The sequence below is a fragment of the Vibrio sp. V10_P2A27P122 genome (assembly GCF_963874335.1).
GTDB classification, from domain to species: domain Bacteria; phylum Pseudomonadota; class Gammaproteobacteria; order Enterobacterales; family Vibrionaceae; genus Vibrio; species Vibrio anguillarum.
The window spans coordinates 1-22,438 of record NZ_CAWNHY010000044.1; the positions used below are offsets into that span (position 1 = coordinate 1).

Consider the following 22,438-nt stretch of genomic DNA (forward strand, 5'->3'; position numbering starts at 1 on the left):
GGTTAATATTCTTCCTGAAAAGTCACTAACGTGTGTAAATTAAATTTCTTCGTTAAAATAAGGAGATTACTATGAGTAAGAAAGATATGAAAAAAGCGCAACTTAGCCTAAAAGAAAAGCGGAAATTAAAGCAAGAAAAAATGGAAGAAAGCAGTGTAATTAAAGAAAGGAAAAAACGCGGAAAATAAAATAAGTTTTCATCGGTTAAAGTGCAAAATAAAGCCTAATGATATCGTTAGGCTTTTTTATGTCTCTGTATTGACTCTATATCCTGCTAATGAAGGCTTTGTAACTCTACGGAGTATCAGTTTGATTTGATGTCCTCTTTCTAGTTTCTGTTCGCTTTAGCGGGAACTAAAAAATTTTTCAAAAAATCCTTGAAAAGAATTTTAGTGCCCCTATATCTATCAATGAAGAGGATGCCGTAAGGACCTCTGGAATGGCGACACAGGTTTGCTCTCTTAAGAGGAGCCTTGTGTTGTGATTATTAAATGTGTTGTTAGCTCCATGTTGAAAGAATGGCTGCTAACGGCTTAGCGCCTATGCGTTAAGGCTATTGCTTATGATGAGGATAGTATGATGAGAACAGTAGATTTCACTCCTTTATACCGCAACGCAATTGGTTTTGACCGTCTATTAAACATGATGGAATCCAGTTCAGCGAAGAATAGCTCTGCGGGTTACCCTCCGTACAATATTGAACAGCAAGACGACAATAAATATCGCATCACGATGGCGGTAGCTGGTTTTTCTGAAGAGCAGATTGAGATTACTCAACAAGAAAATACGCTGATTGTGCGTGGCGAACGTAAACCCGAAGAGAATAAAAACTACGTCTACCAAGGTATTGCTGAGCGCGATTTTGAACGTAAATTCCAATTGGCCGACTATGTCAAAGTACTCGGAGCCACAATGGAAAATGGCTTGCTACACGTGGATCTTGAACGTGAAACACCTGAAGCGATGCAACCACGTAAAATTGCGATTAATGGTAAAAACTTAATTGAGAACAATTAAGTTACTGGCCACATTAAAGTAGTGAAAGAGCGCCTTTTGGCGCTCTTTTTCATGGCAGAAAGGATGAATTACTGTTGATACGCTAATGCCACTTCTTGAGCAATAATTTGAATGCCCTTTTGCATGGCTTCATCATCTTGCACGTAGTTCATGCGCAGACACTGATGCGCGTGTTGCCAATCGTCTTGTTGACCAATAAAGAAATATTCACCCGGTACAATCAATACTCCTCTGGCTTTTAGACGTTGGTAAAGTTCCATGGTGGTTATAGGGAGCTCATCAAACCAGAGCCATAAAAAGATCGCCCCTTCTGGTTTATGGATACGAAAGCGCGGGTCGCTAATGGCTTGCTTGAGTAACTCGACTGCTCTTTGTGATTTCTGCTGGTAGAAGGGCTTGATCACATCGCGACTGAGCCTTAATAGATCGCCTTTTTCAATCATGTGATGAGCAATGGCTGGGCCGATGCTGCCTGGCGCTAAACTAATGATGCCATTCATGTTGGTTAATGCTTGGGTAATGGTTTCGTTGGCAATGACGATACCGCAGCGCACACCGGGTAAACCCAGTTTCGAAAGGCTCATGCATAAAATGGTGTTGTCATTCCAAAAGGGTTCAATCTCTTCAAAAATGATGTTGGGAAATGGAACGCCGTATGCATTGTCGATAATCAGTGGGATATTGTTCTCTCTAGCCAGCTTATCGAGCTTGTGGATCTCTTGTTCTGTGAGCACATTTCCCGTCGGATTGGTTGGACGGGAAGCACAAATGGCGGCTACCGACGAATCCACGCTCAAGGTTTCGAAATCCACGTGGTATTTGAATAAGCCATTGTCGAGTAGTTCTATTTCTGGGCGATAGGAGACAAAAATATCTTCATCTATCCCGGCATCACCATAACCAATATATTCAGGCGCTAATGGCAGTAAAATTTTCTTATGTGAACCATCAGCTTGCTGGCCAGCAAATAGATTAAATAGATAGAAAAATCCACTCTGGCTGCCATTGGTTAAGCTAATGTTCTTTTCACTGATTTCCCAGCCATAGGTTTCTTTGAGCAGTTTTGCGAGAGATTTAACGAACAGATCTTTACCTTGTGGGCCATCATAGTTGGCGAGGGCAGCGATCAGTTCACCACTGCTAAGCATGTCAGCACTGGTTTGATGAAAGTAGTCAATCATGGCGGGAATGGCGGCTGGGTTACCACCGCCGAGCATAATGGCTCCGGGAGTGCGCAGGCCATCATTGAGATCGTCCATTAACTGGGTAATACCGGAATACTGATTAAATTTTTCACCAAATTTCGAAAACTGCATTGCTGACTGCCTAATTCATTCTTGTATTTGCTTGCATAAAGGGGCATGAAACGATGCCATGCCCATCGAGTAATCCTTGAACATACCCCAATGTTTTTGCGAGTCAAAGCACTATTTTTCGCCAAATAACACACTTCGGTCAGATAAAACAAAAAGCCCAGCGGATGGCCGCTGGGCTTTGATAGATTAATTTGTGTGCCGAAATATCAGCGACTACTTTTGCAGCAGTGAAATATCAGCAATTTGTAGGAACAGATTACGCAAGTTGTTGAGCAGCGTTAAACGGTTTTGTTTTAATGCTTCATCGTCTGCCATCACCATGACATTATCAAAGAAAGCATCAACAGGTTCACGTAGTGCTGCCAGCTTGCTCAATGCTTGTTGGTAATCACCGGTAGCGAAAGCAGGTTCTAGTGCTTCGGTCATCACTTCCACTTCTTCCGCTAAGGCTTTTTCGGCTGCTTCTTGAAGAAGTGTTAGGTTGATTTCTGCAGCCAGTTCACCGTCAAATTTCGCTAAAATGTTACCGACACGCTTGTTTGCCGCCGCTAGGGCTTCAGCCGCTTCCAGTTCACGGAAGTGGGAAACTGCTTTAACACGTTTGTCAAAATCAGCGGGTTTGGTTGGACGACGAGCAAGTACCGCTTGGATGATGTCGACGCTAAAACCTTCATCTTGATACCAAGCACGGAAACGGCCAAGCATAAACTCAATTACATCGTGCTCAACGTTGTCGTTGGTAAGGCGATCACCAAACAGCGATTTCGCTTTTGCTACGAGGTCAACTAAGTCCAAGTTATAGCCGTATTCAACGATGATGCGCAGTACACCCAGTGATGCGCGACGCAGAGCAAAGGGATCCGAGCCTTTTGGTGCTTGGCCAATACCGAAGATGCCGACTATGGTGTCTAGCTTGTCTGCGATTGCCACAGCGGCGGAAACGCCATTGGTTGGCAGAGCATCGCCAGCAAAGCGTGGCATGTACTGTTCGTTTAGTGCAACGGCGACTTCTTCTGCTTCTCCGTCATGGCGAGCATAATGCATACCCATCACGCCTTGCGTGTCGGTAAATTCAAACACCATGGAGGTCATCAAATCGCATTTAGCCAGTAAGCCCGCACGTTTTGATTTTTCTACATTCGCGCCAATCTGCTCTGCAATGTAACCAGCCAGTTCAGTAATACGGTCAGTTTTATCTTTAATCGTACCCAACTGCTGCTGGAAAATCGCGGTTTCTAGTCGTGGTAGACGATCGACTAATTTGCTTTTGAGATCGGTATTAAAGAAGAATTCCGCGTCCGCTAAGCGTGGACGAACGACTTTCTCGTTGCCTTCGATAACATGGCGAGGCTCTTTCGACTCGATGTTAGAGACGAAAATAAAGTTAGGCAGCAATTGCTTATTCGCGTCGCTCATCTGATGAGAATAAACCGGGAAGTATTTTTGGTCACCTTTCATGGTGTAAACCAAAGCTTCTGACGGTACTTTAAGGAATTTTTCTTCAAATTTAGCCGTAAGCACCACTGGCCATTCAACCAGTGAGGTCACTTCTTCAACCAAGTCATCGTCAAGATCGGCAACACCGCCAACCTGTAGCGCTGCTTTTTGTGCATCCGCAATAATTATCGCTTTACGCGCATCGTAATCGGCGATCACTTTACCGCGCTGTTCTAAAATCGCTGGGTATTGTTCTGCTGAATCGATGGTGAACTCTTTTTCGCCCATAAAGCGGTGGCCACGAATGGTGCGCGCAGAAGCTACGCCTAAGATCTCACCTTCGATCAGTTCATCACCCATCAAAATAGTCAGAGTTTTTACTGGGCGGATAAATTGTGTTTCTTTATCACCCCAGCGCATGGGTTTGGCGATAGGCAAGTTTGCTAACGCTTTGGCGGCAAGTTCAACCACAATAGCTTTGGCATCTTGGCCTTTGACTTCCTGTTTGAACAGTAGCCATTCACCTTGTTCTGTTGTTAGGCGATCCGCTTGCTCAACAGTAATGCAGTTACCACGCGCCCAGCCTTGTGCTGCTTTGGTTGGATTGCCATCGGCATCAAAAGCAACAGAAATAGCGGGGCCACGTTTTTCGACCACTTTATCCGCTTGACCTTGGGCCAAGTTGGTCACTTTCAGTGCTAAACGGCGAGGGGTTGCAAACCATTTGATGCCTTCGTGTGCCAGTTCAGCGGTTTTCAATTCTGCGGCAAAGTTAGCCGCAAACGCTTCAGCCAAAGTGCGAAGTTGTTTTGGTGGTAGCTCTTCTGTGCCTAATTCAATTAGAAATTCTTTTGCCATCTTATTTGTCCTCACCCTTTTTACACATAGGGAAGCCGAGTGCTTCACGAGATGCGTAGTACGCTTCTGCAACCGCTTTGGTCAGGTTACGGATGCGTAGGATGTAACGTTGACGTTCTGTCACCGAAATCGCTTTACGCGCGTCCAATAGGTTAAAGGCATGGCCCGCTTTCAAAATACGCTCATAGGCAGGAAGTGGCAGCGGTTTTTCTAGTTCAAGTAGATGCTTACACTCTTTTTCGCACTGGTCGAAGAAAGTGAAAAGAAAATCGACATCCGCGTGTTCGAAGTTGTAAGTGGATTGTTCGACTTCATTTTGATGGTAAATGTCACCATAGGTGACTTTACCTAATGGGCCATCTGTCCAGACTAAGTCATACACTGAATCCACGCCTTGAATATACATGGCAAGACGTTCAATACCGTAAGTGATTTCGCCGGTGACAGGCTTGCACTCAAGGCCACCGACTTGTTGGAAGTAAGTAAATTGAGTTACTTCCATGCCGTTTAGCCACACTTCCCAGCCAAGACCCCAAGCACCTAAGGTTGGGTTTTCCCAGTTATCTTCCACGAAACGAATATCGTGTACTAGTGGGTCAACACCGAGCACCTCTAAAGACCCTAAATACAACTCTTGAATGTTGTCTGGTGAAGGTTTGATGATGACTTGGAATTGGTAATAGTGTTGCAGGCGGTTTGGGTTTTCACCATAACGACCGTCCGTTGGACGACGAGAGGGTTGAACATACGCCGTTGCAATGGGCTCTGGGCCTAAAGCTCGCAGGCATGTCATTGGGTGAGAGGTTCCTGCACCAACTTCCATGTCTAATGGTTGAACAATGGTACAGCCTTGTTGGGCCCAATAATCCTGCAGCGCGAGGATCATACCCTGAAAGGTTTTGATATCGTATTTTTGCATAGTCAGGTTCGCGCGATTCTTCTGTCTGAATGGATGAAAATAACGAACAAGTATACCCAGATATTCGCTCAGCGAGTAGGGGTAATCTTGCTTAATTAATGGTCGAAAATCCGTTTTGGTCGAATTTATCGCATCGATTGTGCCAAATTCCTGCACATGAACGATTTTGACTTATTTCTAACTTGAGATTTTCACTCGGCCTGATTAGAATTGCGCCGTCTTTGGGGAGTAGCTTACCAGTGAGATTTCTTATCTTAATGGTTCGTTCGTCAACATAATTGGTGCCAAATCACCGTGGCGTTCGAGGCTAAAGTCATTTTAGCTTAGCAAGACCTTAGACAAACATCACAAACCGGGGTGGGGAGTGGCGTTTGTCTATGGTTATTATATTATCCCGCCCCATTGAGCCTGTCGTGAGCGTATTAGCTATTTCAATTACTACCGTCGCCTTAGCTGAAATTGGCGATAAAACCCAACTGCTTTCTCTGCTGCTAGCCAGTCGTTATCGTAAACCTTTGCCTATTATTGCCGCCATTTTTGTCGCAACGATGGTTAACCATGCACTCGCTGCTTGGCTGGGCGTGGTCGTTGCCGATTACCTGTCACCAGAAATCCTTAAATGGGTGTTGGTCGCCAGCTTCCTTGCCATGGCGGGTTGGGTATTAATTCCAGACAAACTCGACGGCGATGAAAAAATTACCAATCGAGGTCCTTTTGTCGCTAGCTTCATCGCCTTTTTTGTCGCTGAAATTGGCGATAAAACCCAAATAGCAACGTCTATTCTTGGTGCGCAATATGCGGATGCTCTACTGTGGGTGGTGCTCGGAACGACAATTGGTATGTTGCTGGCTAACGTACCTGTGGTGCTGATTGGTAAATTATCCGCCGATAAAATGCCGCTAGGACTTATTCGTAAAATCACGGCGGTACTCTTTTTGATATTAGCGATCGGCGCGGCGATTTGGTAATTCCAATCGATTAGATGATTGGGCGTGAGCGTGACACAATTTATTACTCAACTTGTCGCCCAACGTCTACGGTTGCGTGATGAGTGACAAATTTATGCCATACTGGTCATGTTACTGTAGTGCTAGATGATGCAAGTCTAAGAGGGAATGCATATGCTGACACGTTATATGGGAATGACCGCCAAGAGCCAAAGTTACTTGTTTACGTTCGGTTTTGTGCTGACGTTGTTGGGTATGGCGTTGACGGAAATGTGGCTACCCATGGTGGCCGGCGCAATCATATTGTGTGGCTTGATGGTGGAATCTTGGATCCGAGTCGCGCACATTATCCCGATGCACGATGAAATTCGAACCCTGCAAAAGCAGATCACAAAACTGCAATCAGAGATCCGCACCATCGAGTTTAATGAGTAGTGTGCAGCGCAATGAATCAATGAATCAATGAATTAATAGCAAAAGGCGGCCTTTTTGAGGTCGCCTTTTCTTTTGCGTGCGCATCACTTAGATCGAGGCTTAACTCAATCCTTTCTTAATCAAATAGAGATAGGGCAATGTGTCCACTTTCTCCGCAATTAACTGATGATCCATAAAGCGGCAAAAACTGGGAATGTCTCGAGTGGTTGACGGGTCATCGGCTTTCACTAGTAAAATTTCGCCATCTTGCATGGTTCGAATGGTTTTTCTGACCATCATTACAGGCTCGGGACAGCGCAATCCTTCGGCTTCGAGTATTTGTGTGGCAAGTGCCGGATCAAATGTCATATTCAAACCTAATCGATGTTATCGCAAGGCGTAGATAATACTGGCGAGGAAAAAATATTCAATAACCACTTGGCAAAGTGATCTTTTTGTTTTAACTTGCTTAACAAGTTGATAACAATCTGGTGAGGCACTTATGTTAACAGCGCTTGATAGGTTAACCATTTATTCGGTTCTCTGCTTTATCTCATTTTGTGCCTTAGTGATGCGAACGCCTGCAGAAACGTCGTGGATGCCACTTTTTGGTGTCAGTGCGTCACTGGTTGGGATCTGGCTTGAGATGCATCTTTGGAAAGGCATCTCAGAAGAGCAGAATCACTAATCCATCACATATTGATCAACGCATTGCACTAATACGACACGTAACACATTCCGACACTATCCCCATTTTCTTGGGCTTCCCCGCTGAAAGGCGGGATTTTTTTTGCCTAACGCGTACACTGAGCCTATTTACCAATGACAAAAGTGGGGTTATTGCATGGAGTTGGAAGATATCTATCGTCGCGATCTGAATTTATTGATTGCACTGAGAGTGTTGATAGAAGAGAGCAGTGTCAGTAAAGCGGCCCAGCGTTTAAATCTTAGCCAGTCAGCCATGAGCCGTGTATTAGGTCGGTTACGTGATCTGCTCAATGATCCTCTTTTTACGCGCCAAGGTCAGCATCTCATTCCGACTGAAAAAGCGCTGGAGCTTAATCGCGCATTAGGCGAGCCATTGGAGTCTCTACGTCAAATCCTTTCACCTGTTGAATTTGACCCCCAGCAATGTGAACAAACCTTCACCATTGCCACGACAGATTACGCAATGCAGACCATCTTACCGTTTGCTTTACCAAGGATATATCAAGAGGCACCAAACGTGTCGTTTGAGTTTTTACCTTTGCAGCATGATAGGTTGGCCGATCAACTGACTTATGAAGGAGCTGATTTAGCGATTTGTCGCCCAACGTCGCCAGTAGCACCATTGATGAGTGAGGTGCTTGGGCGAGTCGGTGTGCTTTGTTTGCTCTCCCAACACCATCCGTTGGCGAATCGGCAGATCTCTTTAGCGGATTACCTGACATACCCTCATGCGATGATTGCGATCAGTGATGGTGTTAATGCCTTAATTGAACAAGCATTAAGTGGGCAGCCTAAACGGAAAATGGTGCTCAGAGCCTATCATTTAGAAGCTGCGCTAGCGATTGTTGATACCATGCCATTGATTATTACGGTGCCTGCGGATCTGGCCTATTTAGTGGCAGAACGTTACGCATTGGTGGTGAAGCCGTTACCGTTTCAGTTTACGCCGTTTGACTACTCTATGATTTGGCACTCGCGATGTGAGCATTCTCCTGCCCAAGAATGGTTAAGGCAGATCGTCAAACAAGAGTGCAGCCGGTTGATTGCTAAGCGTATTGAAGAGATGCAGTTAGAGGGATAAAAATCATCAAGCTTTGAGTAAGACCAAAGCTTGATGAACGAATGTTTTAAAGCTTAATCACCACGCGACCAGTCACTTGACCATTGGTGATCGTTTCAGCGTACTGCGCTGTTTGTTCGAGGGTGATTTCCTCACACGCTTGCTCAAAGTAGCTTGCAGGTAGCAGTTTCGCTAAGCTTTCCCATGCTGCCATGCGTTTTTCTAGCGGGCAAGAGACGGAGTCGACACCTTGCAGGCGTACATTGCGCAAAATGAACGGCATGACGGTGGTGGGCAAATCAAAACCACCCGCTAAACCACATGCGGCAACCGTGCTGTTGTAGTCCATTTGGGCTAACACTTTGGCTAACATTTTGCTGCCTACTGTATCGACCGCGCCAGCCCAAATCTGTTTTTCCAGCGGACGAGCTGGCTCTTCAAATTCGCTGCGATCAATAACGCGGCTTGCTCCTAGTTTTTCTAGCAGTGGACCATTTTGTTCAACACGACCAGTTACCGCAGCAACTGTATAACCTAGCTTAGCTAATAGTGTTACAGCAACTGAACCCACGCCGCCACTGGCACCCGTCACCAATATTTCACCCTTTTCCGGTTGAATACCCGCATCTAAAATGGCTTGCACGCAAAGCATGGCAGTAAAGCCAGCAGTGCCAATCATCATCGCTTTTTTGCTATCAAGGCCGTGCGCGAGTGGTACTAACCAATCGGCTTTCAAGCGTGCTTTTTGCGCCATACCACCCCAATGGTTTTCACCCACTCCCCAACCGGTTAGTACAACTTTATCACCGGTTTGGTAGCGAGTATCTTGGGATTCAAGTACGGTTCCCGCAAGATCAATGCCCGGTACCATAGGGAAATTGCGAATGATTTTGCCTTTACCTGTAATGGCTAAACCATCTTTGTAATTCAATGATGAGTAATCGACCGCGACTAAAACTTCACCTTGCGGTAATTGTGATTCGTCGATTTGTTCAATGGTGGCAACTGTGTTTTTTTCTTGTTGATTAAGGATTAACGCTTTAAACATTCGGATCTCCAGATTGGCACAGCAAGCATAAGATGTCGCTAAGTGTAGTACTGAATTAACTATGACTAAAATGAAACTTTAGCATTGGTTCTATGCGTATTATGCATCACTCATAAAAAATGCCAGTCGTGGGACTGGCATTGAGCTTTAGGATAAGAAGAACTGGTATGAAGGATTGTCCGTCTCATCTTTGCATCGGTAACCCAATTCTCTAAGGTGAGCGGAGAAGCGGTTTAAATCGCTCTCTTCGAGTTCAAAACCACACAATACGCGGCCATAATCGGCGCCATGATTGCGGTAATTAAACAAGCTAATGTTCCAGTGTGTGCCAAGCGTGCTGAGAAATTTCAGCAGAGCGCCCGGATATTCCGGAAATTCGAAGCTGTATAATCGTTCTTTTAGCGGCTTAGAGGGTTTGCCTCCAATCATATAACGGACATGCAGTTTGGCCATTTCATCATCCGATAGATCCACCACAGGGTAGCCACCTTGGCGTAAATCGTGAATGATGTTGTCGAGCTCTTCTTGCCCACTTAACAGGCGTACACCGACGAAAATGTTGGCCAGCTTGTCATCGTTATAGCGATAGTTGAACTCGGTGACCGCACGGCCGCCAATGATATTGCAAAACTCAAAAAACGCGCCTTGACGTTCAGGTATGGTCACCGCCAAAAGCCCTTCACGTTTTTCGCCTAGCTCACATCGCTCCGACACGTAACGCAAGCCGTGGAAATTGGTGTTAGCCCCTGAAAGTACGGTGCCTAACTGTTTATCCACCAGCTTATGTTTTTCCGCGAATTTCTTCAGACCAGCCAGAGCAAGCGCTCCAGAAGGTTCGGCAATCGCACGCGTGTCTTCGAAGATATCTTTAACCGCCGAGCAGATTTCATCGCTTGATACCGTGATGTGGCCATCAATGTATTGCTGACACAAACGGAAGGTTTCATCACCAATACGTTTTACCGCGACACCGTCGGCAAACATGCTGACTTGGTCAAGCACCACGGGTTTACCTGCCTCGAGTGCTGCTTTTAAACAAGCAGAATCTTCAGGTTCAACCGCAATGACTTTGATTTCTGGCATCAGCTGTTTGATGAGCACCGCGACCCCAGCGGCTAAACCGCCACCGCCGACGGGTACAAAAATGTAATCAAGGTGGCCATTTTGTTGCAGCATTTCCATGCCAATCGTGCCTTGCCCTGCAATGACCAGTGGGTGATCGAACGGTGGGACAAACGTATAACCTTGCTCGTGAGCCAAGCGTTCCGCTTCGGCTTTGGCTTCATCAAAGTTGTTGCCATGCAAAATCACCAAACCGCCAAAACCGCGCACCGCTTCGACTTTGATATCAGGGGTAGTTTTAGGCATCACAATGGTGGTTTTAATGCCTAATTTTGTTCCCGATAGAGCCATTCCCTGCGCGTGGTTGCCTGCTGACGCGGCAATCACCCCAGCTTGTTTTTGCACCTCAGATAAACTCGACACCATATTATAAGCGCCGCGTAATTTAAAAGAGTGCACAGGCTGGCGATCTTCACGCTTGAGCTGAACGCGATTTTTGATGCGTGCCGATAAGCGAGGCATATCCTGCAGTGGCGTCACCGTTGCGACGTCATACACGGGGGCGCGCAGGATCTGGCGCAGATAATCTGCGCCAGTTTGAGTTGCGTTACCTGAGTCGCTCATCCGCTAGCCCTCGAGCTTAGATTTGTCTCGAACAGCCCCTTTATCAGCGCTGGTGGCCATACTTGCGTAGGCTTTCAATGCCAAAGAGACTTCACGCTGGCGATTGACAGGTTTCCAACCGAGCTGGTCTTGTTTTACGCGGCGCTCAGCCAGTTCAGCTTCTGAAACGTTGAGCGTAATGGAGCGGTTTGGAATATCGATGGCGATAATATCCCCAGAATTAACCAAACCTATCGTTCCGCCGTTCGCAGCTTCTGGAGAAACGTGACCAATTGATAAACCGGAAGTGCCCCCAGAGAAACGACCGTCAGTCAGTAGCGCGCACTCTTTGCCTAGCCCCATTGATTTGAGGTACGTGGTTGGGTAAAGCATTTCTTGCATACCCGGGCCGCCTTTCGGGCCTTCATAGCGGATGACGACAACATCACCAGCCTTCACTTTACCGCCTAAAATGCCTTCAACGGCACTTTCTTGGCTTTCAAAGACCACGGCTGGGCCTGCAAATTTCAGGCTACCTTCATCAACCCCTGCTGTTTTTACAATACAGCCGTCAACGGCAATGTTGCCTGATAGGACGGCTAGGCCACCATCTTGGCTAAAAGCATGCTCTTTGGTACGAATACAGCCTTCTTTGCGATCGTCATCGAGGCGATCCCATCGGCATTGTTGCGAGAAGGCTTTAGTGGTACGAATACCCGCAGGACCGGCACGGAAAAAGGTTAAGACGTCTTCATCTTGCGTTTGCATGATGTCGTATTGAGCCAATTGCTCTTTCATCGATAAACCCAACACGGTGCGAGTTTGATTGTTGATGAGACCGGCGCGATCCAATTCACCAAGAATCGCCATCACGCCACCCGCGCGGTGTACATCTTCCATGTGATATTTTTGAGTCGATGGCGCGACTTTACACAGATGAGGTACGCGGCGTGACATGCGGTCGATATCACCCATGTCAAAATCGATTTCACCTTCTTGAGCGCCTGCTAATAGGTGCAATACCGTGTTGGTTGAGCCGCCCATGGCAATATCGAGCGCCATCGCATTTTCGAATGCGGCTTTGTTGGCAATATTACGCGGTAAGGCGGATGCATCATCTTGCTCGTAGTAACGCTTGGTTAATTCAACAATGCGTTTACCTGCGTTGATGAAGAGCGCTTCACGATCGGCATGCGTGGCCAACATCGAACCATTACCTGGTTGAGAAAGTCCCAATGCTTCGGTGAGACAGTTCATTGAGTTGGCGGTAAACATGCCAGAACAAGAACCACAGGTTGGGCAGGCCGAGCGTTCAATTTGTTCACTTTGTGCGTCGGAGACTTTAGGGTCAGCGCCTTGGATCATCGCATCGACTAAATCGAGTTTGATGATTTGATCAGAAAGCTTGGTTTTACCCGCTTCCATTGGCCCGCCAGAAACAAAGATGACGGGAATATTAATGCGCAGTGCCGCCATCATCATCCCAGGGGTGATTTTGTCGCAGTTGGAAATGCAGACCATCGCATCAGCGCAGTGCGCATTAACCATGTACTCGACAGAGTCTGCGATCAACTCGCGTGATGGCAGTGAGTACAGCATGCCGCCATGCCCCATGGCGATACCATCATCTACCGCGATGGTATTAAATTCTTTGGCGATGCCGCCGGCTTTTTCGATTTCACCCGCAACCAATTGCCCCATATCTTTGAGGTGCACGTGGCCCGGTACGAATTGAGTGAACGAGTTAACCACCGCAATAATCGGTTTACCGAAATCTTCATCTTTGACGCCAGTGGCGCGCCATAATGCGCGCGCTCCAGCCATATTACGTCCGTGTGTCGTCGTTGCGGATCTATACTTTGGCATTGTCTATCGTCCTCTATTACTTCGGTTGTGGGTACACGTAATCCAACCAGCCCCACTTGTCTTCAGTGGTGCCGTTAAATAGGCCGAAGTAAGCTTCTTGCATCACTTTCGTGATTGGCCCACGTTTGCCCTCTCCAACCGTAATTTGGTCTACGCTCCGTACAGGGACGATTTCGGCGGCGGTGCCAGTCATAAAAATTTCGTCAGCAAGATAGAGAGCTTCACGCGCAATGTTCACTTCACGCACTTCGTAGCCCATTTCTTTAGCCAGCGTCATGATCGAATCACGCGTGATGCCCGGCAAGATGGAGCTGGTGGTTGGTGGCGTGAGCAGCACACCGTTTTTGATGACGAAAATATTTTCGCCTGCACCTTCAGATAAATAACCATCCACGCTTAAAGCGATACCTTCGGCATAGCCATGACGACGAGCTTCACCACCGACAAGCAGAGACGATAAATAGTTACCACCCGCTTTGGCTGCGGTTGGAATGGTGTTTGGCGCAGCGCGATGCCAGCTAGAAACCATCGCATCCACACCATTTTCTAGCGCTTCATCACCTAAGTAAGCACCCCAAGGGAAGGCGGCAATGATTAACTCCATTTCAGTATTCACTGGTGGGCAAACGCCAAGGCCAACGTTGCCAACAAAGCCAAGTGGACGAATGTAGGCTGAATCCAGTTTATTGACGCGCAATGTTTCACGTGTCGCTTCCATGATCTCTTCTATCGTATAGGGGATAGGGAAACGGTAAATTTTTGCTGAATCTTTCAGGCGTTGAGCGTGCTCTTTATGACGGAAGACGATTGGACCTTTAGGAGTGTTATAACAACGCACACCTTCAAACACCGAGGTGCCGTAGTGCATTGCGTGTGTCAGTACATGAACGTTTGCATTTGCCCACGGAACCATTTCACCGTTGAACCAAATGTAATCTGCAGTTTTTGTTGCCATTTATTGCCTTCCTTATGCACAAATCTTTTGTTGTAAATTGTTATTCGGTAGTTCGTTATTTTTTATTGGGGTGACATCGACACTGCGAATATCCCATAATTTTTCAATTTGATTGATCAGTGTGCTGATGGGGCGATCACTATCAACAATGATTTCAACACTGGCGACTTTGCTGGCGTGGTTTTGCGTTGCGGCCACTTGTTTTATCACAAACCCACGATGGCGAATCACGCGCAGAACACGCTCTAATAGCACCGGTTTATCATCGGCTTTGATGTCTAATAGGTATCTATCCATTAGGTGTTCTCCAACATATCACTATTTGAGGCGCCCGGTGGTACAAGCGGCCATACGTTTTCTTCTTCATCAATCAAAACGTGAAGCAGATAAGCTGTTTTGCTGGCCAGCATTTCTTTAAGTGCTGGTTCAACTTCTTCTTTTTTGGTGATGGTTTTGCCAGGAATATCGAACGCCTTAGCTAGCATCACGAAATCTGGGTTGTCATCCAAAATCGTTTCACTATGGCGGCCATCAAAGAACAGCGATTGCCATTGGCGCACCATACCCAAACGGTGGTTGTTCAGTAGTACCATCTTGACCGGGATTTGGCGGCGCTTGAGCGTACCAAGTTCTTGAACATTCATCATGAACGAGCCATCCCCAGAAATGAGAATGGATTGATCATCTGGGCGAGCAACGGCAGCGCCCATTGAGGCGGGCAACCCAAAGCCCATAGTTCCAAGGCCAGCTGAGGTGATGAAGTTCTGTGGAGCACGCGGCTGAATGTGCTGCGCGGCCCACATTTGATGTTGGCCAACGTCGGTTGAGACGATGGCTGAATCGGGCATCATGTCGGACAGTTGTTTGAGTAACAATGGTGCAAAAATGAGATCGCCCGGGTGGTCATAGCGCCACTTAAAGCCACTGCGCAAACTTTCACTGTGGTGAACCCACGGTGCGATATCACGCGTCAGTTCCAGTTGTGGAAGAATGAGATTGATGTCACCACGTAGTGACGCATTGGCGATACGGAGTTTATTAAACTCGGCCGCATCGATATCGATATGAATCACTTTGGCGTGTGGTGCAAAAGTATCCAGCTTTCCCGTTACTCGGTCATCAAAGCGCGCTCCAACCACAATCAGCAAATCACACTCTTGAACGACCAAGTTTGCCGCCTTAGTCCCGTGCATACCAAGCATGCCAAGGTAATGCGGGTCATGGCGCTCAATCGTGCCCAAGCCTTTTAAGGTGCTTACTGATGGCATCGGATTGAGGCGTAAAAACTCGCGTACGGAATCGGTCGCTTTGGCCAGTTGAACGCCACCGCCAACATACAATACAGGACGAGAGCTTTGTGAAAGCAGTTGTTGCGCTGCGTGAAGCTGCTCTTGGCTGGCAACTGGCATGGCTGGCGCAGTGAATGCAGGTAGCTCAGTCACGGGGGTTTTTGCCAGTTGTACATCTTTAGCGATATCCACAATCACCGGGCCGGGACGACCCGCTTTCGCTACCTCAAAGGCTTCGGCAAGGGTGGGTGCGAGATCGTGGATATCGGTAACGAGGTAGCTGTGTTTGGTGCAAGAGAGTGACATACCAATCACGTCCATCTCTTGAAAAGCATCGGTACCAATGTGCGAGCTTGCGACTTGGCCGGTGATGGCGACAAGGGGGATTGAGTCAAGAAATGCATCGGCAAGACCGGTGACCAAATTGGTCGCTCCGGGTCCTGAGGTGGCCATGCACACCGCGACATCTTGTGTCGAGCGCGCCATGCCAATCGCCGCCATGGCTGCACCTTGTTCGTGGCGACAGAGGATGTGTTCTACACCGCCATCGTATAATGCATCATAGATTGGCATGATAGCGCCGCCGGGATAACCAAAAACGGTTTTGATTCCCTGCTGCTTTAATGCGGCTACAACCAGTTGTGCTCCTGTCATCGTAACCCTCCCAAACTGTGTATGGCACAGTAAACCATGTTGTGTTTGCACTTCATGTGCGCTCCCATTCTTCCTGTCATATCGGGTTGGATAATCGCCAACCAGTATGAACTTTTTAGTTTAATAGTTGTAAAAAAACCCCCGGACTTTTCAGTGCGGGGGTCTTTTGAATCTGGTGGTTATTTTGCGCCCACTAGCCCCCGCGCGGAATCAATAATGACCACGATAATCAGGCTTAGCAGTAGGTTAATGTGAGCGTTCAAATTCATCACTTAATTCTTAAAATAGTTGGCGTAATATCTTACGAAATTGTTTGCGTCTCTAGTGGTAACACACAATTCCGTTAAATGACAAGCAAAAACTCATTCTTTTTTCACATTCTTTCAGCATCACAACAAGCTATATAACAATCTCTCGTGTGCAAATAAGGGCGCAGAAACACAACGAACACTTTTTAAACAACCACAAAGGAATGAAATGGGACTCGCAATTATTCACAGCCGAGCCAGTGTTGGCGTGCAAGCACCGACAGTGACAGTTGAAGTACATATTAGCAATGGTATGCCCGGTTTTACGTTGGTCGGCTTGCCAGAAACGACGGTCAAAGAGTCTCGTGATCGCGTGCGCAGCGCTATCATTAATTCCCGTTTTGAGTTTCCCGCCAAGCGTATTACGGTCAATCTAGCCCCTGCGGATCTCCCCAAAGAGGGTGGTCGATTTGATTTACCGATCGCGTTGGGTATTTTGGCGGCCTCACAGCAGATAGCGCTAACGAAGTTAGATGGGTATGAGTTTATTGGTGAATTAGCCTTATCTGGTGAGTTGCGTCCTGTTAAAGGTGTATTACCCGCCGCTTTAGCTGCGAATCGAGCCAAGCGCTGTTTGGTGGTGCCTCATGGTAATGGTGATCAAGCCGCGTTAGTGGCAAAGGATCAGCATAAATCGGCGCAAACACTGCTTGAGGTGTGTGCTGATTTGTGTGGCCAGCAAATCCTCTCTCTTTTTCAAACCGAACCTAAACCATGCCGAGCGAAAAATACTCGCGATCTGCAAGATATCATTGGTCAACAGCAAGGAAAGCGAGCGTTAGAAATCGCAGCTGCGGGCAACCATAACCTGCTTTTTCTCGGTCCACCCGGAACGGGTAAAACCATGCTTGCCTCTCGGTTGTGTGATTTATTACCAGAAATGAATGAAGATGAAGCGATGGAAACTGCTTCGGTTGCTTCTCTGACTCCACAAGACATCAACCAGCACAACTGGAAGCAAAGGCCATTTCGCTCGCCTCATCATTCCAGTTCAATGGCGGCACTGGTCGGTGGCGGTTCTATTCCGAGGCCGGGGGAAATTTCTTTGGCACACAATGGGTTATTGTTTCTTGATGAAATGCCGGAATTTGAACGAAAAGTGCTCGACTCACTGCGTGAACCATTAGAGTCAGGTGAAATTATTATTTCAAGAGCGCAAGGTAAAACGCGTTTTCCAGCTCGCTTTCAATTAGTGGGGGCGTTGAACCCCAGCCCAACCGGCTATTACGAAGGCACGCAAGCCAGAGCCAACCCGCAGAGTATTTTGCGCTATTTGGGACGCTTATCGGGGCCACTGCTTGATCGCTTTGACATGTCGATAGAAATCCCCTCGCTTCCCAAAGGGATGTTGGCGAATGGCGGCGAAAGAGGTGAAGCAACGGCTGTGGTTAAAGAAAGAGTGCTGATTGCTCGTGAACGGATGGTGATTCGTAATGGCAAGGTCAATGCTTTGTTGGGGAGCCGAGAAATTGAACAGTATTGCCCTTTAACTAAGGCTGACGCCGAATTTTTGGAAAATGCACTGCACCGCCTAGGGCTCTCCATCCGCGCGTATCATCGCATTATCAAAGTGGCGCGTACGATTGCTGATTTAGAAGGGGCCGAGCAGATTGCTAAGCCCCATCTAGCGGAAGCGCTCGGCTATCGAGCGATGGACCGCTTGTTGAAACAACTGACCGCACAAGCGGTGTAATGAACTTAAAATTGGTAATTTAACCCTAGCGCTGTAAAGAGAGACGATTCGTCGTAAAACGAGAGGTTTGAGCTCGATTGGTTATAACCGGCTAAAGCGATTAATGACCAATCATCCCAATCCATAAATTGGCTGTATTCGTACGCGAAGAATAGGCTCAGCTCATCGTCATTACGCACAGTGTGATTAAACAGTGAGTTTCCACCTTGATAGTCGCGCTTGGTATAACCAGCGGTCAGTGCCAGTTTGTGGCGATTGATGAAGGTGAAGTAGGAGAGATCGGCGGCGTAAGAGTGATAAGTATTGGCGTCGCCATCCGCTTGGTGGTTGATATAAGTGATGGAGGGCTGTAACAAACTGGTTGGGCTCAGAGAGTAACGGTACTGCCCTTTTAGGTAGTAACTTTTACCATCACGAGCCAGTTCAGGGCTTGGAAACTGATCGTTGTCGATCTCTTTGGTCGCGTAAGCGACATCGATAGTCCATGGGCTGCCTTGAATACTATTGAATGTTAATCGGTAGGCATTTCCTGACTCATCGGTTTCTTGGCGCTGACTGTTTAGTTGGTAAGGGTTAGCCCAGGTTTTTCCAGACATCACGGTCGGCAAAAAAGCCACATCAACCACGGTACCTGTCTCCATCTCATATTGATACCCCAGCTGAAGCGCTAAAGTGCCGACGGCAATATCATCACGTGAGGTGCCTAGATAAACCTGTTGTTGACGTTTGTCCCCGAAGGTGTAAGCAAGGTTACCCAAAGGCCCAACGGCAAAGTTTGACTGCCGGCTACTCTTTGTTTCGAGTGATGTAATACGCTCATCTCCACCCGTATCAAATGATGATTGGGAAGATGCAAAAATAGTATTAATGGCAATCTCACCACTTAAACCTGTTTCTGGAGCCAGTTCGGCAGATACATGAAAAGCCAGAGCGCTAACAAGCGTCATGGACAGGTATTTATTCATTAGGAGTTTCCATACTTTGATTCAATAGTGGTTAAGTATATGAATAAACTTGGATGACGACACGATAAAACTAATCTGACCGTTTTATGAATGAAGGGTGAGCCTTGTCTTAGGCATACACAGTTTTGTGCTGCGATGGCTTGTGTTTCAATATTGGTTGTATGAGAAAGCGCTGCAAGGTTGAACTTGATTAAGTAAAAATGAGGAGCCGTTGCTCCTCATTTTTGAATGATTACTTGGTCAGTAGGTAATTGACCAGTTCGAAGTATTCATTGGTCGATTTAACACCTTGTCCCTGCACCAAATAATGATTGTTAACCACGACAGCAGGCACACCTGAAAGGCCGCTTTCTTGGAACTGTTTGTCAAAGCGGCGCACCATTGAATCGACGGCAAAACCATTAAAGGCGGCATCAAATTTTGCTGCATCAATACCTTCGTCTAGGAAGATTTGACGTAGATCAGCATCATCTCTTGGTGGTTTACGCATCGTGTGGATGCGGTTAAACATCACGGGCACCATTTTGTCTTCAACTTTGAGGGCAAGCATGGTGGCGTAAGCTTTACTCATTGATTTACCCATAGAGCCACCCATAAAAGAAACATGGTTTTTCTGCAGAGTAACCCCTTGTGGGAGCTGCTTTTTCAGTTGGGCGATGATCGGCTCAAAGGTATTGCAGTGTGGGCAGTAAAAGGAGAAAAACTCCGTCACGGTTGGATTTTTAGAGGGTTCAAGATCAAGCACTTTGTAATGCTCACCTTCTTTAAATTGGGCTGCATGAGCCGATAAGCTCAGCAGTAAGGTTGCAACCAGTGCAAAAAGCTTCTTCATTGTGTACTCCATTTATTGCTTCAAGGTGACTTACCATTGTGGCATTAGTGAGAGCGTGGGCTCGTCTAATGCTGCTATTTGTTCTTTAAACGCAAGCACTTGGCTTTCCCAATATTTAGGGTCATTAAACCAAGGGAAGGCGAGTGGAAAAGCAGGGTCTTGCCATCGTTTGGCCAACCATGCCATGTAATGCACCATTCGTAGACCGCGTAACGGTTCAATTAGTTTCAATTCGGCTGGATTAAAATCGTGAAACTCTTGATACGACTCTAAGATAATGTCCAACTGCATTCGCTTATCTTGCAATTCGCCATTGAGTAGCATCCACAAATCCTGTACTGCTGGTCCATTGCGAGCATCGTCTAAATCGACAAACATGGGCCCATCTCGCCACAAAATATTGCCTGGATGGCAATCACCATGCAAGCGGATGGCCGCGGATTTTGCTGGCCATTGCTGTTCAATTTTGTTGATCAATAACGATAAGTCACTGAAAAAGGTATTTTGCAAGTGCTGAGGTATAAAGGACGCATTTTCCAATAGCTGTTTGGGTTGATAAAGATACTCATCTAAGCTGATGGTCGGGCGATGAACAAATGTACGAGTGGCACTGATGTGATGAATGCGTCCAAGAAACCGGCCCACGCCTTCTAATTGGTCCATATTGTCCACTTCAAACTGCCGCCCACCCACACTGTTAAATAGCGCGAAATGATAGCCCTGATAGTGATGTAAGGTTGCACCGTTGATGAGTAATGGCTCAGCAATCGGAATTTCTGCCGCGTACAGCTCGCGTGTGAAATCGTGCTCCTCTTGAATTTGCTCAACACTCCAGCGCTGAGGTCGATAGAATTTCACCACATAGCGTTGGCGTTCTTCATCGATGAATTGATAAACGCGGTTTTCGTAACTGTTGAGTGCCAGAAATCCTGATTCAGCACGAATGCCGATGCTTTCTAAGGCATACCACATGGTATCAGGGGTGAGTGCATCAAAATGGAAAGAAGCTTTGGTCATGATTAAAAAGGGCCCATTACTGAGCCCTTTTCCATTCGTTACGAAGTTAGAGTTTATTAATAAACCGGCTCTCAACTTCTATCGTGAATTGGTTACTGTCCGTGAGTATAAACTGAATCGTCGCTATAGGAGAGCTGAGTTTGTCAGGAGCGACGCCAAGGCTGGTTGGTAGGTTCAAGACCTCTCCTGGTTTGACTTGAATGGTTTGTTTACCATACCAAGAGACGTCCGATAGCCCTTTCACGTCAAGCTTATACTCTTGCGTTTGCTGAGTTTTGTTGATGACTTTCAAGGTGTAAGTGTTCTCAATTTCACCATTGCTGTTGGTTTTAAATAGCTGGTTTCTATCACGCAATACACTTAAGCCGACCGGATCAACACTGGCTACTTGAGCGATGAATAAGCCAAACATCACCAGCAGTACCGTGCCATAACCGAGTAATTTAGGCCTGAGTATTTTGGTGTGGTGGCCGGAGAGGCGGTGCTCCGTGGTATAGCTGATGAGCCCTTTTTCATAGCCCATACGTTCCATTGTGGTATCGCACGCATCAATACAAGCGCCGCAGTTAATGCATTCGTACTGCAAGCCATCACGAATATCGATGCCAGTCGGACACACTTGTACGCACAAATCACAATCAATGCAGTCACCTAAACCGAGTGCTTTGTGATCGGCTTTACGAGCGCGTGGCCCACGAGTTTCACCGCGTTTGCTGTCATAGCCAACAATAAAGGTATCTTTGTCAAACATCGCAGACTGAAAGCGAGCATAAGGACACATATGGATGCAGACGATCGAACGCATCCAGCCTGCATTTCCGTAAGTACAAAGGGTGAAAAAGAGTACCCAGAAGACGGGCCAGAAACTTTCATCGAGTGTGAAAAAGTTCACCACGAGTTCGCGTACCGGGACGAAATAGCCGACAAAAGTAAAACCAGTACCGAGTGCAATCGCCAGCCAAGCAATGTGTTTGATGGCTTTTCTTATAGCAAGATTAGCGGTGAGTTTTCCTGAGTCCTGCTTGCGGCGTTTATTGGCGGCGCCTTCGAGTTTTTCTTCAAACCAAATGTAGATAAATGTCCACACAGTTTGCGGGCACAGATAGCCACACCAGACACGGCCAAGAAAAGTGGTAATAAAAAACAGGCCGAATGCCGCAATCATAAACAGCAGGGCAAGTAGAGTTAGGTCTTGTGGGTAAAGTGTGGTGCCGAAAAAGTTAAATTGCTGGTGGCCGATGTCGAGCAAAATCGCTTGGCGATCACCGTAAGAGATCCACGGTACTAAAGTAAAAAGCAGCAGTAAAAACCAGCCACCATAGCGGCGGAGTTGTTGATAAGTACCTTTACTTTCGCGCACATAAATACGGTTGCTGGGGTTAAAACGGTCACCGTTGCCTTTGTGAGTTTTGGGGTTGAATATTTTAGGAGTCACATCCTTTATATCGATTTTGTCCTGACTCATGAAAT

20 protein-coding genes and 1 riboswitch are annotated in these 22,438 nt (G+C 46.9%); of the genes, 6 read left to right on the forward strand and 14 right to left on the reverse strand.

The window, feature by feature from the left end:
• The first annotated feature begins 579 nt into the window (after window positions 1-579).
• Window positions 580-1,017, forward strand: a complete 438-nt coding sequence (locus AACQ17_RS02615) for an Hsp20 family protein (RefSeq protein ID WP_010319943.1) — start codon at window positions 580-582, stop codon at window positions 1,015-1,017.
• Between the two features lie 68 nt (window positions 1,018-1,085).
• Here the strand turns inward: AACQ17_RS02615 and AACQ17_RS02620 are convergent, their stop codons facing one another.
• From AACQ17_RS02620 to glyQ, 3 genes are all read right to left on the reverse strand, one after another.
• Window positions 1,086-2,333, reverse strand: a complete 1,248-nt coding sequence (locus tag AACQ17_RS02620) for a valine--pyruvate transaminase (protein ID WP_010319942.1) — start codon at window positions 2,331-2,333, stop codon at window positions 1,086-1,088.
• A gap of 213 nt (window positions 2,334-2,546) precedes the next feature.
• Window positions 2,547-4,628 (reverse strand): glycine--tRNA ligase subunit beta, encoded by a 2,082-nt coding sequence (gene glyS / locus AACQ17_RS02625; RefSeq protein ID WP_094147001.1) that lies wholly within the window; start codon window positions 4,626-4,628, stop codon window positions 2,547-2,549.
• 1 nt (window position 4,629) lies between these two features.
• The gene (gene glyQ / locus AACQ17_RS02630) at window positions 4,630-5,547 is read right to left on the reverse strand and encodes a glycine--tRNA ligase subunit alpha (protein WP_013855568.1); all 918 of its coding nucleotides are present in this window, start codon (window positions 5,545-5,547) and stop codon (window positions 4,630-4,632) included.
• A gap of 211 nt (window positions 5,548-5,758) precedes the next feature.
• Window positions 5,759-5,872, forward strand: a riboswitch (yybP-ykoY riboswitch).
• 88 nt (window positions 5,873-5,960) lie between these two features.
• On the opposite strand from glyQ, the gene AACQ17_RS02635 reads away from it, so the two are divergent.
• Together AACQ17_RS02635 and AACQ17_RS02640 are read left to right on the forward strand one after the other, a co-directional pair.
• Window positions 5,961-6,515, forward strand: a complete 555-nt coding sequence (locus tag AACQ17_RS02635) for a TMEM165/GDT1 family protein (RefSeq protein WP_017046363.1) — start codon at window positions 5,961-5,963, stop codon at window positions 6,513-6,515.
• Window positions 6,516-6,668: 153 nt separating this feature from the next.
• On the forward strand, window positions 6,669-6,929 hold the full coding sequence (locus tag AACQ17_RS02640; protein WP_010319938.1) for a hypothetical protein: 261 nt from the start codon (window positions 6,669-6,671) through the stop codon (window positions 6,927-6,929).
• Between the two features lie 99 nt (window positions 6,930-7,028).
• On the opposite strand, the gene tusA is transcribed toward AACQ17_RS02640, so the two are convergent.
• Window positions 7,029-7,277, reverse strand: coding sequence for a sulfurtransferase TusA (gene tusA, locus AACQ17_RS02645; protein ID WP_020977692.1), 249 nt, complete (start codon window positions 7,275-7,277; stop codon window positions 7,029-7,031).
• Between the two features lie 133 nt (window positions 7,278-7,410).
• Here tusA and AACQ17_RS02650 point away from each other — a divergent pair, with 133 nt between their 5' ends.
• On the forward strand, window positions 7,411-7,596 hold the full coding sequence (locus AACQ17_RS02650) for a hypothetical protein (protein WP_010319936.1): 186 nt from the start codon (window positions 7,411-7,413) through the stop codon (window positions 7,594-7,596).
• Window positions 7,597-7,752: 156 nt separating this feature from the next.
• On the forward strand, window positions 7,753-8,697 hold the full coding sequence (locus AACQ17_RS02655; RefSeq protein ID WP_013855564.1) for a LysR family transcriptional regulator: 945 nt from the start codon (window positions 7,753-7,755) through the stop codon (window positions 8,695-8,697).
• Window positions 8,698-8,743: 46 nt separating this feature from the next.
• On the opposite strand, the gene acuI is transcribed toward AACQ17_RS02655, so the two are convergent.
• From acuI to ilvG, 6 genes are all read right to left on the reverse strand, one after another.
• Complete coding sequence (gene acuI, locus AACQ17_RS02660) at window positions 8,744-9,724, reverse strand: acrylyl-CoA reductase (NADPH) (protein ID WP_017047824.1); 981 nt, start codon at window positions 9,722-9,724, stop codon at window positions 8,744-8,746.
• Window positions 9,725-9,871: 147 nt separating this feature from the next.
• Window positions 9,872-11,410 carry a threonine ammonia-lyase, biosynthetic gene (ilvA, locus tag AACQ17_RS02665; RefSeq protein ID WP_094147000.1) on the reverse strand — a complete coding sequence of 513 codons (1,539 nt, stop codon included), beginning with the start codon at window positions 11,408-11,410 and terminating at the stop codon, window positions 9,872-9,874.
• Between the two features lie 3 nt (window positions 11,411-11,413).
• Window positions 11,414-13,255, reverse strand: coding sequence for a dihydroxy-acid dehydratase (gene ilvD, locus AACQ17_RS02670; RefSeq protein ID WP_017046358.1), 1,842 nt, complete (start codon window positions 13,253-13,255; stop codon window positions 11,414-11,416).
• Between the two features lie 16 nt (window positions 13,256-13,271).
• Window positions 13,272-14,210: a branched-chain-amino-acid transaminase gene (gene ilvE / locus AACQ17_RS02675; protein ID WP_010319931.1), complete on the reverse strand. Its 939-nt coding sequence runs from the start codon at window positions 14,208-14,210 to the stop codon at window positions 13,272-13,274.
• 12 nt (window positions 14,211-14,222) lie between these two features.
• Window positions 14,223-14,507 (reverse strand): acetolactate synthase 2 small subunit, encoded by a 285-nt coding sequence (gene ilvM, locus AACQ17_RS02680; protein ID WP_010319930.1) that lies wholly within the window; start codon window positions 14,505-14,507, stop codon window positions 14,223-14,225.
• Window positions 14,507-16,153 carry an acetolactate synthase 2 catalytic subunit gene (gene ilvG / locus AACQ17_RS02685; protein ID WP_017044151.1) on the reverse strand — a complete coding sequence of 549 codons (1,647 nt, stop codon included), beginning with the start codon at window positions 16,151-16,153 and terminating at the stop codon, window positions 14,507-14,509. The genes ilvM and ilvG overlap by 1 nt, the downstream gene beginning before the upstream one ends.
• A 477-nt stretch (window positions 16,154-16,630) precedes the next feature.
• Between ilvG and AACQ17_RS02690 the strand changes: the two genes are divergently transcribed.
• On the forward strand, window positions 16,631-18,154 hold the full coding sequence (locus AACQ17_RS02690) for a YifB family Mg chelatase-like AAA ATPase (protein WP_094146999.1): 1,524 nt from the start codon (window positions 16,631-16,633) through the stop codon (window positions 18,152-18,154).
• Between the two features lie 5 nt (window positions 18,155-18,159).
• Here AACQ17_RS02690 and AACQ17_RS02695 read toward each other — a convergent pair whose 3' ends face one another.
• The 4 genes from AACQ17_RS02695 to ccoG form a co-directional block, all read right to left on the reverse strand.
• Window positions 18,160-19,119 carry a DUF2860 domain-containing protein gene (locus tag AACQ17_RS02695; RefSeq protein WP_094146998.1) on the reverse strand — a complete coding sequence of 320 codons (960 nt, stop codon included), beginning with the start codon at window positions 19,117-19,119 and terminating at the stop codon, window positions 18,160-18,162.
• Window positions 19,120-19,351: 232 nt separating this feature from the next.
• Window positions 19,352-19,951, reverse strand: a complete 600-nt coding sequence (locus tag AACQ17_RS02700; protein WP_026028316.1) for a thiol:disulfide interchange protein DsbA/DsbL — start codon at window positions 19,949-19,951, stop codon at window positions 19,352-19,354.
• Between the two features lie 30 nt (window positions 19,952-19,981).
• A complete protein-coding gene (locus AACQ17_RS02705) occupies window positions 19,982-20,968 on the reverse strand; it encodes a serine/threonine protein kinase (RefSeq protein WP_026028515.1) in 987 nt (328 codons plus the stop codon).
• A 46-nt stretch (window positions 20,969-21,014) separates the two neighbouring features.
• The gene (gene ccoG, locus AACQ17_RS02710; protein ID WP_017046352.1) at window positions 21,015-22,433 is read right to left on the reverse strand and encodes a cytochrome c oxidase accessory protein CcoG; all 1,419 of its coding nucleotides are present in this window, start codon (window positions 22,431-22,433) and stop codon (window positions 21,015-21,017) included.
• Window positions 22,434-22,438 lie beyond the last annotated feature (5 nt).